Raw genomic sequence first — 14,492 nt, forward strand, 5'->3', positions numbered from 1 at the left:
GTCAGAGCGCCAGGCTTTCCGGACGGGTCTCAATCAGTTGAGCGAGATCCTTCAGGAATGCAGCGCCATCGGCGCCGTAAATCACCCGGTGATCCGCCGTTAGGTTGACCTGCATCTGACGCTTGACGGCGATGGAGCCGTCCTTGCCTGCCACCACCGTGGGACGTGATGCCGCCACAGCAAGGATCGCACCAGTGCCTGGGGGAAGGATCGCGTCGAAGCGATCGACGCCGAACATGCCGAGGTTGGAGAGGGTGAAGGTGCCCGTTGAATATTCCTCGGGCTGCAGCTGCTTGCTGCGGGACCGCTTGACCAGATCGCCCCACTGACGCGACATCTCATAGAGGTCGGTGCGATCGGCATTGCGCAGCACCGGTGTGATCAAGCCACCGTCTTCCATCGCCACCGCGACGGCGACGTTGACATCAGCGGGGTAGGCCATTCCAGCCGCAGTGGTGGCTGCATTCACCTGAGGGTGACGCGCCAGGGTGACGGCCACCGCCTTGGCAAGCAGCGCCGTCATCGTGACACCCTTCGGCTTCACCTGTTTGTAGAAGGCATCCAACTTGTCGGTGGTGATGGTGTAGCCGACGCGGAAGCAGGGAACCGCCAGGCTGGCCTCCATGTTTTTGTTCACCGCACCCTGCAGGGTGTTGAAGGCAACGGTTTCTCCGGGCCGACCAAAACTGTTGCCAGCGGGAGAAGCAGGGGCAGCTGAAGCGGCCTCCGGCTGTCCCGTAGCCGCTGGAGCCGAACCCTCTGCAACTCGGGGCACCGAAATGGGCTGCCCGGAGGCTTGCTGAACGTCTTCCGCCTGAATCCGTCCGTGGGGCCCGCTGCCACGCACCGTGGCCAGGTCCACGCCCATCTGGGAGGCGAGCTTTTTGGCCCGGGGGCTCGCCACGATGCGGCCATCATTCACAACCGGTGCTGACGGGGCGGGGGCGGCGACAGGGGCTGGTGAAGGCGCAGGGGTTGGTGCGGGCGCCTGGACCGCGGCGGGTGTCGGAGCCGGTGCAGGGGCGGGCGCCGCAGCAGGAGCGCTGGGGGCCTTGGCCTGCGCATCGGCGATCTCAGCTTCGGTTTCAACAATCAGGCCGATGGTTTCGCCCACCGGTGCTGTGCTGCCAGCAGGCATCAGCACGGCAGCCAAGTAGCCGTCCTGGAATGACTCAACGTCCATGTCCGCCTTGTCGGACTCCACGACAAGAACGGACTCACCCCGAGCCACCTTGTCGCCGGGCTGTTTCAGCCACTCCACGATTTTGCCCTCCGTCATGGTGGAGCTAAGGGCAGGCATGAAGATGTCTGTGGTCGCCAAAACCGTCTCCGAAAGGGCAGATCAGGGGAGTTTACGAGTCAGCAGAAGGGAGCCGATCAGGCCTCCTCAATCGACTGAACAACGCCGTCCTTCACAACGATGGCCACCTGCATCTTCTGAACAAGGTTGTCGCCAACGCTCAGCTCACAGGTGCTCTCCAGCTGTCCCTGCTCAACGATCTGATCCATCTCCAGTTCGCGGACCTGCGCCTGCTGCTGAAGCAGGTTGCGCTTTTGCTCCTCCAGCTCGGCTCGCTTCGCCGCCACCTGCTGTTGGATCTGCGCCACCTGTTCCTGTACCCGTGGATCGAGGGGATTGGCGCTCTGGCGACGCACCTGATCCACAACGTCCTGACCCTCCTGTTCCAGCTGCGCCAGCTGCTGGTCTGCCGTCGCAATGCCATTGCTGAGCTCGCGCTCTGCTTCTTCTTTCCAGGTGGGCGTCACCACGGCGCGGACGGTGATCGGACGCTTGATCGTCAAGGAGGTGGCGTCGGACATGGATTCTTGGGAGACGGCCAAAGCGTGTCAGCCCTTCCACGTGGGGTCAATCACCGGTAAACCGACCGCCTCCCAAGCGTCTTCAGCCGCGTTCAGCGGCCGTAGAGGGCATCAATCAAATGCTGATCACGACTGGTGATGCGATCACGGCGCTGCTTGAGGGTCTGGGTCAGGAGCCCGTTCTCAATGCTGAAGGGATCCACGAGAACCACCCCGTTCAAGCGCTCATCACCCCGGGATCCAACCCTCTGCTTGAGCAGCCTGTTGCATTCGCGCATCAACAGTTTGAGCAGCACCGGATCTCCAGGTTGACCACCCAGATCTTGAGCCACGCTCACGCCGGCTTCAGCCGCCCAGACAACGATCGCCTCCGCACGGGGAACGATCAAGCCACCGAGCTGGCGTTCGTCCTGACCCACCAGCATCACCTGCTCGATTAGGGGGCTGGCCACCAGAGCTTCTTCCAGGGGGCCGGGCTCGATGTTCTCACCACTGCTCAACACAATCGTGTCCTTGGCCCGGCCGGTGAGGGCCACGGAACCATCTGGCAGAAGCATGCCGAGATCACCGGTGTCAAACCACCCCTCTGCATCGAGAACCTTGGCGCTGGCCTCAGGTTTTCCGAGATACCCCACCATCACCTGGGGGCCTTTCACCATCACCCGACCCCGTTGCCTGAAGGCCAGGGGCTGACCGTTGTCGGGATCCACAATCCGGAATTCGGTCTGCGGCATGGGCAACCCCGAACTGCCGCGAATGTTGCGCCAAGGTCGTCTGCAACTCACCACAGGGCTGGTTTCCGTAAGGCCATAGCCCACCAACAGCTCAATGCCCACGGCTTCAAAAAAGGCATCGATGTGTGGCGCGATGGCACCGCCACCGCTGATCGGATAGGCAAGCTGGCCACCGCTGAGCTGCCGCCGCAGCTTCGGCCAGATCAAGGCCGATGCCAGAGCATGCAGGGGCCAGCGCAGCGCAGCGGAACCGAGGGCACGCAGCCGGCCGGAGGCTGACACCGGATCCAGAAGGAGGTTGCGCGCCGTTCGCCTGGCTTGGCGCTGGGCAGCACTGTTGGCCAAAGCCGCCCGGAGCAAGCGTTGTCGTGACGGGGGGAAGGTCTTGAGCACATCTTCAAAACCAGCTTGAACCGCCTCCCACAGCCGGGGGACGGTGGCCATCGCAATCGGCCGGACCCGCGGCAGATCCTTCTTCAGCTGCTTGATGGTTGTGTAGGTCTGCGTACAGCCGCAGGAGAAAAAGTAGTAACTGGCGCTGCGCTCATAGGCATGCCAGATGGGCAGCACACTCAGCACCGGAGCACCGGGCTCGGGATAGGCCACGCAAGCCAGTGAGCTCATCTGATGCAACAGGTTGGCGTGGGTCAATGGGACCCCCTTGGGCTGCCCGGTCGTCCCGGAGGTGTACAGAACAGTGGCGACGGCCTCTCGCCCCCCAGCCGAACGAACGGGATCACATCCCGCCCCCGACGACAGGAATGTCTCCCAGCCGATGGTCCCCTCGGCTGGCTCCCCTTCCAGCTGAAGCACAAAGCGCAACAGAGCCCGTTGTTCTGGCGGAAGGTCCAGACGACGCCACACCTCAGCGTTCTGAACAACAAGGGCTGTCGCCTGGCAATCCGTGAGGATGTAACGCAGCTCTTCCACAGGCGCAGAGGCTCCGCGCACGGCATCAGCGGCGCCGGCACGCATCAGGCCCTGATCAGCCACGAGCCAGCGGGGGCTGTTCTCAGCAAAAAGTGCCACCACATCCCCCTCCTTCACGCCGCGGACGCGAAAAGCAGCGGCGGCGGTGGCAATGCGCTCAGCCAGTTCGCCGAAATTGAATCGTTCGGGGTGAGCCGCATGGGGGGCATCCACCGCAGCAATCGCCCCATGGCGGTCGGCGAGCCATAGCCAAATGGCATCAACCCTCTGCAACGTCTGAACATGGGCATGACGCTGCAGAGCGTCTGTTTCGCGCGCCGTCGGGCTCCAGCTGGCCGTCATCCGATGCAAGGGTTCAAACAGCTCAGGCCTATCACGCTTCGACCTCCCAGACCAGACCAAAGCGAGCGGCGAGAGCCTGCCGCAACAGCGGCTGCACCTCTGCCACCGTCAGCCCTGGCAACCAGTCCGCTAGCCGCCCGACGGCACGACCGGTGAGACCACAGGGGGTGACCTGCTCAAACCCCTGCATCGAACAATCGACGTTTAAGGCCAGACCGTGCTGGGTGATCCAACGTCGACAGCCCACACCAATGGCGGCAACCTTGCGGTTGTCCATCCACAGGCCGGTCAATCCCGGCAGACGCTGTCCCTCCAACCCCAACTCCGCAAGAACATCCAGCACGACTTGCTCAAGCTGCCTGAGATACCAGTGCAAGTCGGGAGTTCGTCGCCGAAGGTCCAACACCGGATAAGCCACCAGCTGACCAGGAAGGTGATGGGTCACCTCGCCGCCCCGGTCAATCCGGAAAAGGGGTGAGGGTGGGCTCGAAGGATCGAAATGCAGGTGCTCCTCGCTCGCTCCACGGCCCAGGGTGTAGCAGGGCTTGTGCTGAAGGATCCAGACCGCCTCCGGCGCTGACGGATCATCAAGGAGGTTGCTCTGCCAGCGCTGCTGCGCCGACCAGGCCCCATCGAACCGAACCGGATGATCGGGCTCGAAAAGAAATGCACGTCGGGGGTGGGCCGAATCGTGCGCCGTATCTAGCTTGCCGATAACTACCGGCACAGGAACGAGGCATGAAGTTGCTGATCCATGGTCGCAACCTCGAGATCACGCCGGCTTTGCGGGACTACACCCAAACCAAACTGGAGCGGGTCACAGCGCACTTCGGGGGTGCTGTACGCGAAGCGGACGTCCACCTTTCGGTGGCACGCAATCCCAGGGTTCCGCAACAGACCGCAGAGGTGACGGTCTTTGCCAACGGGACCGTGATCCGAGCCCAGGAACGCAGTGAAAACCTCTACGCCAGCATCGATCTCGCCGCCGGCAAACTTGCCCGCCAGCTGCGCCGCTGGAAGGAACGCCACAGCGATCACCACCACAGCCATGGTCACAGCGCCAGCCACACCCCCAGCACGGATGTGGTCAACGACGACACCCCCGTTGAGGGCTCTCTACTGCATGGGAGAGAGGCGGAACTGCCGGACCCCGGTGTCCGACGGAAATATTTCGCCATGCCACCCATGAGCCTGGATGACGCTCGCCGCCAGTTGGATCTAATCGACCACGACTTTTATTTGTTCCGCGAAAAGGACAGTGATCAATTGCAGGTGATCTACCGACGCAACCACGGGGGATATGGCGTGATTCAGGCTCGTGACTGACCCCTTGGCCCGCCATGGCTGATCAAGCCCAAGAGCTTCCCGACCTACCTCCAAGGCTTGATCAAGCAATCCTGGATCCGTTGCTGACCCAGGACCAACTTCAGGCTCTCTGTGACTCCGGGGTGCAAGAGGGCGTACGTGCCATCTGCACCACACCGCGGCAGTTGCCACTGCTTCGAGATCGAGTCGGGGGCACCAAATCAGGTCCGCGTCTGGTGGCTGCCATCGGCTTCCCGTTCGGTGCGATTCCCGCCGATCTGAAGCTGGCCGAAGCGGAGTGGTGTGCTGCCCATGGCGCGCAAGAGCTTGATGTCGTGCCGGACTTCAGTGCCTTGGCGAACGGCGATTCAGGAGCGTATGCAGAAGAACTCTCAGCTCTCTGTGACCTGGGACTTCCGATGCGGGTCATCTTGGATATGGCACGTCTGGAAACGGAACAACTGGAGTTAGCCGTGGAGGCCGCGATTGATGCTGGCGCTGCAGGCCTTCAAACTGGCAATGGCTTTGGTCCGGCATGTCATCCCGACCAGATCCGTCAGTTGAAGCAACTGAGCCGAAAACGCTGCGCGATCAAAGCGGCAGGGGGCATTCACAGCCTCAGCCACGCAGGGGAGCTGCTGTTGGCGGGGGCCGATCTGCTGGGTACCAGCAGCGCCCCAGCACTGCTTCAGGCCCAACGCCGGCCAGCTGCCTAAATGGCAGAACGACGCCTCACAGGACTCGCTCTCAAAGTGGGCCCCCTGGGCGAGCATGACCGTCTCCTGAGCCTGCTCAGCGATGCCGAGGGCGTCAGCCGCTTCGCCGTTCCTGGAGCGCGCCGACCCAAAAGCAGTCTGGCCGCTGCAGCACCTCTCACGCTGTTGGAACTTCAGGTGGGAGGTCGCAGCGGTCTGGCCCGGGTGCGCCAATTGCGGGTGCTGCGGAGTTTCTCCGGCCTCGGACAGCAACTGGAAACCCTGGCTGCGGCGCAGGCCCTGTGTGATCTTTGCCTTCAGCTGGCCTCACAGGACCCCGTCGAGGGATTGCTGGCCACGGTGCAACTGCACCTGGAACGTCTGGAGGAGCATGGGACCGAACCGGAGCTAGTGCTGGCCGGCACGGTCCAGGCTTGCATCCATCTGCTCACCCTGGGCGGTTATGGATTGCCGCTCCAGACCTGCTGCATGACGGGCGAGCCCCTGGAACCACCGCTGGGTGAATGGGGCTGGCGCTGCAGCCTGCTACCGCAGGACGGCTTTGCCATCGACGAGCAACCTGGTGCGGCCATCCAGCTCAATCCCTCTGAATTGGCCCTGCTCCAGCGGCTGCTCCGTGCCGATCTGCCGCGACGCCGTGACGGTCAGCTGATGGGTCCCCCGGCGGTGTGGCGCCGACTGCTCAAGGTCGTCGACATTTGGAGCCGGACGCATCTCAACCGCCGCTGCAAAGCACTCGCCATGCTGCAGGAGACACTGCTGGAAGGAACGTGAGCCATCATGGCCGCGATGCAAATGCCCCTTGAGCGGACCCAGCCTCACCACCCCTGAACCCGCTCTGCCCACCGGCAGCAATCCCGAGGGAAAGCGAGGCTTAGAAGCCGTGCTGCGCCTCAACGATTTCCGCAAGCTGTGGCTGGGCCAGATCTTTTCCCAGCTGGCAGACAAGTTTTACATCGTGCTGATGGTCTTCCTGATCGATCAGCACCTGCTGCTGAAGGGTCAGGGAAGTGGCGTGCTGGCGGAGATGGCGTCGGATTACGGCCTGGACATCAGCACACGCACCCAGGTGATCACTTTGTTGGCCACAGGGATTTTTGTGGCCAACACCATTCCGGCCATGCTGCTGGGGACGGTGGCAGGGGTCTGGGCTGACCGCTGGCCCAAGCGTCGGGTGATGGTGGCCAGTAATGCCATCCGTGCCCTGTTGGTGGTGTTCGCACCGATCTGCCTGCTCCCAGGCCCCATTTGGCTCGGTCTCCCCTGGGGCTACTGGGGCCTTGTGGGAATGACCTTCCTTGAATCGATCCTGACCCAGTTCTTCGCCCCCTCAGAACAGGCCACCATTCCGGTCGTGGTGCCTGGGGAACACCTTCTGGCTGCCAACTCCCTATATCAGGCCACCAGCATGGGAGCCACGATCCTGGGCTTCGCCCTTGGCGAACCAATTCTTCGTGCGTTGCACAGCGGCCTGGCGTCCCTCGGCTTCGATGGCGGCGAATTTCTACTGCTTCCTCTCTGTTATGGCCTTGCGGCCCTCAGCCTGTCGCGCCTGAAACTTCAGGAAGCCCGCAAACCCGCATCCAACTCCTCGGTGTGGACGGAGATCGGTGAAGGGTTCCAGGTGCTGCGACGGGTTCCCTCCGTGCGCGGCGCCATGATTCATCTGGTGCTGCTCTACAGCCTGTTGGCGGCGTTGTACGTGCTCGCGCTTCAGCTCGCTGCTCTGATCGACAACCTGGGCCCCTCTGGGTTTGGAGCACTCCTGGCCATGAGCGGTCTGGGAATGGCAATCGGAGCCGTCTTGATTGCTCAGCTGGGGCATCGGTTCAGCCGTCGTCGACTCACAGCGACCGGCCTCGGAACCATTACCTGGACGTTGGTGCTGCTCAGCCAACTACGAGGGTCTCTGACCTTCACCCTGAGCCTCTGCGGCATTCTCGGAATTGGAGCAGCTCTGGTGGCGATTCCTGCTCAGACCACCATTCAGGAGGAAACACCCGAAACAGAGCGGGGACGAGTGTTTGGACTCCAGAACAACCTGATCAACATCGCTTTGAGTCTGCCGCTCGTTCTGGCAGGAACCCTGGTGAGCAGCATTGGCCTGCAACCGGTCCTGTTGCTGCTGGCTGGTTTGGCGCTGGTGGCGGCTTTGATCGAACGACCATGGCAACGCTGCTAACTTGCCGGTTCGCATGAAGAGGCCTAACCCGCTTGGCGCAGATTGCCTGGCTCGGCAAGAAGTCCCCCTTCTGCGGGAATGTGTCCTACGGGATCAGCACCACCGAAGCGCTGCGGCGTCGCGGACATCAGGTGCACTTCATCCATTTCGACAACCCGCGCAGCCCTGAGCGCGACAACACGTCACTGCTGGCCAACGACCCTGACGTCAGCCTTCCTTATCTGGTCAAATCGCAGGTTTATACGATTCCCTCCCCTGGAGCACAACGGGAGCTGAGGGAATCACTCGAACGGCTGCAACCCGATCTGGTGCACGCCAGCCTCACCCTGTCGCCTCTGGATTTTCGCCTGCCGGAGCTCTGCCAGCAGCTGGGCGTCCCCCTTGTCGCCACCTTTCACCCCCCCTTTGATGCGGGCCTGCGCAACCTGACGGCCGGAACCCAGCAGCTCAGCTACCAGCTGTATGCGCCGGCCTTGGCTCGCTACGACAGGGTGATCGTGTTTTCGCAGCTCCAGGCGGATTTTCTGGAGCGCCTTGGCGTTCCTGCAGACCGTCTAACTGTGATTCCCAATGGTGTGGATACCGACCGCTGGTGCCCCACGACCCCAGGCACCCTTTCGTTGAGGCATCAACAGGTTCGACAGCGCCTGGGTCGAGAGCGAATCGTGCTCTACATGGGGCGACTGGCGACGGAAAAGAACGTCGAGGCTCTGCTGCGGGCCTGGCGCCTTGTCGCACCGGAGGGCTGTCGACTGGTGATCGTCGGCGACGGCCCTCTTCGCAACAGCCTGATGAACCAGTTCAACGACGATGGAATCCTCTGGTGGGGCCATGAACCTGACCAGGACACCCGGGTTGCCCTACTCCAGTGCGCAGAGGTCTTTATCCTCCCGAGCCTTGTGGAGGGACTGTCGCTGGCTTTGCTGGAGGCGATGGCCAGCGGAACAGCCTGTGTTGCCACCGATGCTGGTGCGGACGGAGAAGTGCTGGAGCAGGGGGCGGGGATCGTGCTGAGCACGCAGGGCGTCACGACTCAATTGCGCACGCTGCTCCCCGTGCTCAGAGACCAACCGGTGCTGACGGCGGAACTGGGCAGAAAAGCCCGCGTGCGCGCCTTGGAGCGCTACACGATTTCACGCAACATCGATGCCCTCGAACAGCTCTACGCAGATCTCATGCTGACCAGCACAGTTGCCGCCTGAAGACATCATTGGGAACACTTCGTCAGAGCGAAAAGATCACCCGACTGATCACCAAAACGACAGAACATCAGACCAAGAGCCCGCCAGAGACAAGTCAGAGAAAAACCCAAAAGAAGATCGCCCCGAAGACACAAAACTATCCATATATTTAAAATCAAAACACTTAAGAGAATCACAGCTTCATGCCATCAAGCTCTTTCGAGAGACTGCAAATGCCAACACAACAAAGCCAAAACAAACAGCAAAGAGCGCAACATTCAGGCCCAAGACTTTACAAATAATTCCCAACACAATACTGCCAACCAAGCCACCTAAAGCGCTTGAATTCTGCAGCACCTGCCATCGGGAGGGCAGATCACCAAAAGATTCAAGTCTTTCAACAAGTGAAAAGTCAGATGCACCAACCAGAGCTCCTATCACTGAAAACATCAAGATTGAGATAAAGGGGATCGGGATCAGCTCAATCAACACCAACAGAAAAAATATGAGCGTGTAACGCAGTGACGCCTGCATTTTTGGAACAAATGCGACCAGCGATCGACCAACAGCATAAGCAACTAAAACCATTGCAAAATCAAAACACTTTCCACCGTCAATCTCTCTCACCCACAACGCCAACATGCCAAACAGAGAACCAAGAACCACGCCCTGCATCAAACACAAAGAATTTGATTCAGGCTTCTTTTTCACAGGAGTGGATGATTCCTGGACGCCTGAAGCCTGACTGGAGCGATGCAAAAAATGAGCCATAGGTAACATCAAAGCCAAAGCAGGTATGAACTGACGAACCGCCGGAAAGAGATTGGCAGTCATTAAATTCCCAAGCAGAACACCTATCTCTTGACCGATCTGCAACCGCCTTATACTGACACCACTACTGGCCATAATGCTTTTCTGGAGAGGGACAATTGAAACTTCTTGGCCAATCCCATGCATAAAAATGGTCAAGAAGCTTGAGATTATTAATGCAATTTTTGCAATTTGACTTTGACCATAAAAAACGAACAAATCAGCAGCAAAGAGACCCCAAGAAGCTGAAGCCAATAACCACTCTTCCGGAAGCCAAGATTCATCAGAGCCGGCAGAGCATCAACAGCCGGGAGCAACCCATTCAGGAAGGGTGAACTCGTCAACCCGCTAACCATCCACGCACTCGAAGCGAGCAGGAGGGTACTTCCAGCCTGAGAAGTTCCCCAAAGGATCGGAGCTACAAACCGAGACAGCGACTGACTCATCGAAAGGAGCGGCTCTCCAATCTCTCCATAGAATAGCCACAGAACTTCTTCAAGCCTTCGACCCAAATAAAGATAATTTCAGGAACCATCTCATCAAAAATGCAGGTCAAGATGAGTCATCTTGACCTGCACAAAAGCCATCACATATCCGATAGATACGACACTATTCGTCCTTACTTTCACAACATGTTCAACCAGAGGCATCCCATACCTACACAACACTTGCAAGCCATGGCGACAGCCCCATTCCTCAGGCTCGATTCAAAACTTGACTCGGTGCGAGCCAACAACCCCAAGCAAGCTCGACAGACCTGACAATCAGCGCCAGTCCAGACCAGGAACCCAGCCCACTATCGCCGGAGTGGCGGCGGCGTACTGCGAGTAATTCGGATGCACCGCCCGTAAACCCTTCTCCTCAAAGCGGGCTTTCCCTCGCAGGACCACCGCCAAACTGAGCAAGAGCAAAAGATGAAGCAGGCTGGCCGTGGCAAGGACAACACCTGCTGAACAAAGCAACACGGCCCGGTACAGCGGATGCCGACAGATGGCATAGGAGCCGGTGGCGATCAGCTGATTCGAAGGCTTGGGTGCCGGAAGCGGAGAGAGGCTGGCCCCAAGGCAGCGAAACGCCTCAACGGCCCGAAACAGACCGAAAGCCAGCATCAACAGGCCCACTCCAAACAAGGGCAAGGGCCAAATCGGCACACCAAAACTGGCCGGAGATGGCCAGACAGGAAGCAGATGGGCCGTGATCAGTAGCAGCTGGGCCAGCAGCCACCACTCACCCCGGCGGTTGTCCAACCAGCCGCCCCAACTAAAGCCCCAATCCGAGAACATTCACTCGCTCACCACCAATGTTCGGACGTTACGGCGCTGCACAAGACCCGCCAGGGACTGCATGTCCTCCCAACGAATCAAACCCACACAGCCCAACGTGCCGCTGTTGGCATTGCGGTTAGCGCTCGGATCGAGATGAATGCCCAGATGTCCTCGTCCTGTCGGGAACTGCGGTTCAATCCCGATCCAGATCGGCCCGAGCTCGCTTGGATCAGCAGGACCCAAGGCTTCAACCGGTCCAAGGCTGTAGCGACCGGCAGGAAGCGGCGCACGGGTGCCGGAACGATGGCGGTCAGCGTTCTGACGGTGGGCGCGACCGCTAACGGCATCAAAATCCTCAACGGGCTTGCCAGGGGTTTCCAAGCGAAGACTCCAGATGGGATCGCCCGTGCGTGAAAGCGATCGCATGGTGCGGTTCAGCACCAGGACTGACTCGCCGGTCAATGGAGAGGTGGAGGGGGAGGTCGAGGCCGAGGCGAGATCCATCTCAGCCGCAGAACAGGGCACAGACAACAGCGCCAGCAGATTCAAGGCGAGACAAGACCGAACGACCACAGCAGTCAGACAAAGAGGGCGGAACCCTATGGGCGGTTTTTATTCGCCGAGGAAATAAAAGCCAGCCATCTCACTGTCCCCCTCTGAGACCCACCACGAGAAGAGATCAGAGTTCGTTTTCGGCCAGCTGTAGGGCTTCAGCCTCCTGACCGGGGCCCAGAGCACAGCTGTCGTCCAGCAGGCGCTGCAGGCGTGGACTCACAGCCACCACGAGAGGGTTCACCAGCACGCCCCGGCTGATGCCCAACTCTTCAAGCGTGTTGGCTAGGGCTTGGTCGGCCTGGCTGCGCTGAAGACGTCCCTTCTCCACGAGGCAGTCGCTGCTGGCCTTGGCCATTGCGGCGTAACCCCGAATCCTGCGGGCCAACACCACCACAGCGACCCGCCGTTGAACCTCGGGAGCTAGCGGTGCATCCTCAGCGACAACAGCCGATGCTGATGCCAGAGGCAGCCCCAGCAGCAGTGCAGCAAGGGTGCGTTGAAAGCCCATCAGCATCTCTGGAAAACCCACTCAGTCAAGCCTGGGAAAACGCTGGGCGATGCTGCTGCCGGTGTACTGAGCCACCCATCCCTCAGGGTTATTGAACCAACGGACTGCACAGAACCGAGGGCGCTGGCCCATGTCAAACCAGTGACGGGTCCCTGCTGGAACGCGAATCAGGTCGCCCCTTTCACACAGCATGCTGAGCACCTCGGAACCGATGTGCAAGACAAACAAGCCGCACCCTTCCACAAAAAAGCGCACCTCGTCTTCAGCGTGGGTGTGCTCCTCCAGGAACTTCTGGCGAAGCGTCTCGCGATCGGGGTGATCCGGGGTCATCCGAATCGCATCGACCGTGGCGTAGCCGCCATCGCGCTGAACTCGGTCAATAGCTTCCGAATAAACCTCGAGGATGGCGGCCGCTTCAGCGCCCTCAGGGAGGTGCCGATGGGCGGGCCATTGCTCAAAACCGATTCCACGACGACTGAGCTCCGCCTGAATCACAGCTGAATCACAGCTCTCCAGCTCGGGAACAAGTCCATCCGTTAGCTCTGATGTGGTTTCGTCTGGAAAGATGCTGAGACGACTCATCGTCTGGACCCCGGGCGCATCGACTGCTGACCATCATCGATCCCACCTCGACTGGGGGTCTCACGCTGGTGGGAGTCGGCCCTGGCGATCCATCTCTACTGACTCTGGCCGCCGTTGAGGCCATCCGCCGCGCGCAGGTGGTGGCGTATCCGGTCGGACGCCCAGGGGGCGACAGCATGGCCGCCCGAATCGCCGCCTCCTGGATCCGCAGCGACCATCAGCGCCTGCCGCTGTTGTTCCCCATGGTGGACGCCGCCGAACCACGTCGTGCCGCCTGGGGATCGGCGGCGCAACAACTTCAAAACGCAATCCGTTCCGGCCAGCAGGTGGCGCTGCTCTGCGAGGGAGATGCATCTCTGTTTGCGAGCTGCAGCTACGTGCTGCTGGCCATTCGCCAAGAGTGGCCCGACTGTCCCATCACCGTCATCCCGGGAATCACCTCATGCTCCGCTGCAGCTGCTGCCGGCCTCTGGCCCCTTGCCCTCCAACAGGATCAACTGCTGGTGCGCCCCTGCCCCGACACCTCTGAGGAATTGGAGCTGGTTCTGAACACCGCCGCCACCACAGGTCAAGTGCTCGCCCTGTTGAAGCTGGGGCGACGCTGGAGTTGGGTGCAACCCCTGCTGAAGCAACGCAGCCTGCTGAAGCAAGCGCTGTTTGCCGAGCGGGTCGGTTGGCCTGAACAACGCATCTGTCCAGCGGATGCAGTTGATGCCGAACCGCGCCCCTACTTCTCACTACTGCTCATTCGTCAGGGATGGCCTGAGGTGTTGCCCTAAGCCAGCTCCCGACTTCGTTCGGCAGCCGCGATGACGGCTTCGATTAAGGCGGAGCGCAGACCGATGCGTTCCAAGGCACGGACGCCGGCGATCGTGGTTCCCGCCGGCGAGGTGACCATGTCCTTGAGCTGGGCAGGGTGCAGATCACGACGGTCCAGCAACTCAGCCGTTCCAGCCAGGGTTCGGTGGCTCAGACGCAACGCCAGATCCCTGGGAAGACCGGCAGCCACCGCACCGTCAGCCATGGCTTCCGCCACCAAAGCCACAAAGGCAGGACCAGAGGAGGTCAAGGCCAAAAAGGGATCAAGCTTGGCCTCAGCCAGTTCGAGCACTTCTCCCACATCAGCGAACAGCTGCAGCACCTGGTCCCGTTGCTCTTGAGCGATCCCTTCACCCCAGGCCAGACCCGTCAGACCGGCTCCCACCAGAGCGGGTGTATTCGGCACCGCCCTCACACAACGGTGGCCAGGAAACAGATGTTGCAAGCGAGCCAAAGACACTCCCGCCAACACAGAGATCAGCAATGGCTGACCCGTGACGGGTGGAGCTGCTGCTGCAACGGAATCCAGTTGCTGCGGCTTAACCGCAAGCAACTGGACCGGTGCGGTCCAAACCTTGGGAGCTGAAGGATCGTCGGCAGCCACCAATCCGACACCAGCCGGCAACGCCGAACGGCGTTGCTCCAGGGAGCCGCTCCCCCCAACAACGGCCAGCAGCTGATGAGCTGGAATCCGACCACTCTCAAGCAGAGGAAGCACAAGGGCCTGAGCCATGCGGCCCAG

The 14,492-nt window shown here is 60.7% G+C and carries 16 protein-coding genes; 6 read left to right on the top strand and 10 right to left on the bottom strand.

The genetic code is table 11. From position 1 onward, the window contains the following. Position 1: 1 nt before the first annotated feature. The 4 genes from SynPROSU1_RS10325 to lipB form a co-directional block, all read right to left on the bottom strand. Complete coding sequence (locus SynPROSU1_RS10325) at positions 2-1,321, bottom strand: dihydrolipoamide acetyltransferase family protein (protein ID WP_186570429.1); 1,320 nt, start codon at positions 1,319-1,321, stop codon at positions 2-4. Between the two features lie 56 nt (positions 1,322-1,377). Next, on the bottom strand, positions 1,378-1,821 hold the full coding sequence (locus SynPROSU1_RS10330; RefSeq protein WP_186570430.1) for a YlqD family protein: 444 nt from the start codon (positions 1,819-1,821) through the stop codon (positions 1,378-1,380). Between the two features lie 92 nt (positions 1,822-1,913). Next, complete coding sequence (locus tag SynPROSU1_RS10335; RefSeq protein WP_186570431.1) at positions 1,914-3,827, bottom strand: AMP-binding protein; 1,914 nt, start codon at positions 3,825-3,827, stop codon at positions 1,914-1,916. Positions 3,828-3,858: 31 nt separating this feature from the next. Beyond that, entirely contained in the window at positions 3,859-4,554 is a 696-nt protein-coding gene (lipB, locus tag SynPROSU1_RS10340) for a lipoyl(octanoyl) transferase LipB (RefSeq protein WP_186570432.1), read from the bottom strand. Between the two features lie 11 nt (positions 4,555-4,565). Between lipB and hpf the strand changes: the two genes are divergently transcribed. The 5 genes from hpf to SynPROSU1_RS10365 are packed head-to-tail and all read left to right on the top strand — an operon-like array spanning position 4,566 to position 9,232. Beyond that, complete coding sequence (gene hpf / locus SynPROSU1_RS10345; protein ID WP_186570433.1) at positions 4,566-5,153, top strand: ribosome hibernation-promoting factor, HPF/YfiA family; 588 nt, start codon at positions 4,566-4,568, stop codon at positions 5,151-5,153. Positions 5,154-5,167: 14 nt separating this feature from the next. Beyond that, entirely contained in the window at positions 5,168-5,848 is a 681-nt protein-coding gene (locus SynPROSU1_RS10350; protein ID WP_186570434.1) for a deoxyribose-phosphate aldolase, read from the top strand. Further along, positions 5,849-6,622 (top strand): DNA repair protein RecO, encoded by a 774-nt coding sequence (recO, locus tag SynPROSU1_RS10355; protein ID WP_186570435.1) that lies wholly within the window; start codon positions 5,849-5,851, stop codon positions 6,620-6,622. A 28-nt stretch (positions 6,623-6,650) separates the two neighbouring features. Further along, positions 6,651-8,030, top strand: a complete 1,380-nt coding sequence (locus tag SynPROSU1_RS10360) for an MFS transporter (protein WP_186570436.1) — start codon at positions 6,651-6,653, stop codon at positions 8,028-8,030. Positions 8,031-8,062: 32 nt separating this feature from the next. Next, positions 8,063-9,232 carry a glycosyltransferase family 4 protein gene (locus SynPROSU1_RS10365; protein WP_186570437.1) on the top strand — a complete coding sequence of 390 codons (1,170 nt, stop codon included), beginning with the start codon at positions 8,063-8,065 and terminating at the stop codon, positions 9,230-9,232. Between the two features lie 180 nt (positions 9,233-9,412). Here SynPROSU1_RS10365 and SynPROSU1_RS10370 read toward each other — a convergent pair whose 3' ends face one another. From SynPROSU1_RS10370 to SynPROSU1_RS10390, 5 genes are all read right to left on the bottom strand, one after another. Continuing rightward, positions 9,413-10,276 carry a hypothetical protein gene (locus SynPROSU1_RS10370; RefSeq protein ID WP_186570438.1) on the bottom strand — a complete coding sequence of 288 codons (864 nt, stop codon included), beginning with the start codon at positions 10,274-10,276 and terminating at the stop codon, positions 9,413-9,415. Between the two features lie 509 nt (positions 10,277-10,785). After that, a complete protein-coding gene (locus tag SynPROSU1_RS10375) occupies positions 10,786-11,304 on the bottom strand; it encodes an isoprenylcysteine carboxylmethyltransferase family protein (RefSeq protein WP_186570439.1) in 519 nt (172 codons plus the stop codon). Beyond that, the gene (locus SynPROSU1_RS10380) at positions 11,305-11,790 is read right to left on the bottom strand and encodes a L,D-transpeptidase (RefSeq protein WP_255444637.1); all 486 of its coding nucleotides are present in this window, start codon (positions 11,788-11,790) and stop codon (positions 11,305-11,307) included. 175 nt (positions 11,791-11,965) lie between these two features. Next, on the bottom strand, positions 11,966-12,355 hold the full coding sequence (locus SynPROSU1_RS10385) for a hypothetical protein (protein ID WP_255444638.1): 390 nt from the start codon (positions 12,353-12,355) through the stop codon (positions 11,966-11,968). Between the two features lie 15 nt (positions 12,356-12,370). Continuing rightward, a complete protein-coding gene (locus SynPROSU1_RS10390; protein WP_186570441.1) occupies positions 12,371-12,931 on the bottom strand; it encodes an acireductone dioxygenase in 561 nt (186 codons plus the stop codon). Between the two features lie 68 nt (positions 12,932-12,999). Here SynPROSU1_RS10390 and cobI point away from each other — a divergent pair, with 68 nt between their 5' ends. Then, positions 13,000-13,710, top strand: coding sequence for a precorrin-2 C(20)-methyltransferase (gene cobI / locus SynPROSU1_RS10395; RefSeq protein WP_186570442.1), 711 nt, complete (start codon positions 13,000-13,002; stop codon positions 13,708-13,710). Here cobI and proC read toward each other — a convergent pair. Beyond that, complete coding sequence (gene proC / locus SynPROSU1_RS10400) at positions 13,707-14,483, bottom strand: pyrroline-5-carboxylate reductase (RefSeq protein ID WP_370586283.1); 777 nt, start codon at positions 14,481-14,483, stop codon at positions 13,707-13,709. The genes cobI and proC overlap by 4 nt on opposite strands. Positions 14,484-14,492 lie beyond the last annotated feature (9 nt).

Origin of the sequence: Synechococcus sp. PROS-U-1, assembly GCF_014279755.1 — a bacterium.
Taxonomy (GTDB): Bacteria; Cyanobacteriota; Cyanobacteriia; order PCC-6307; family Cyanobiaceae; genus Parasynechococcus.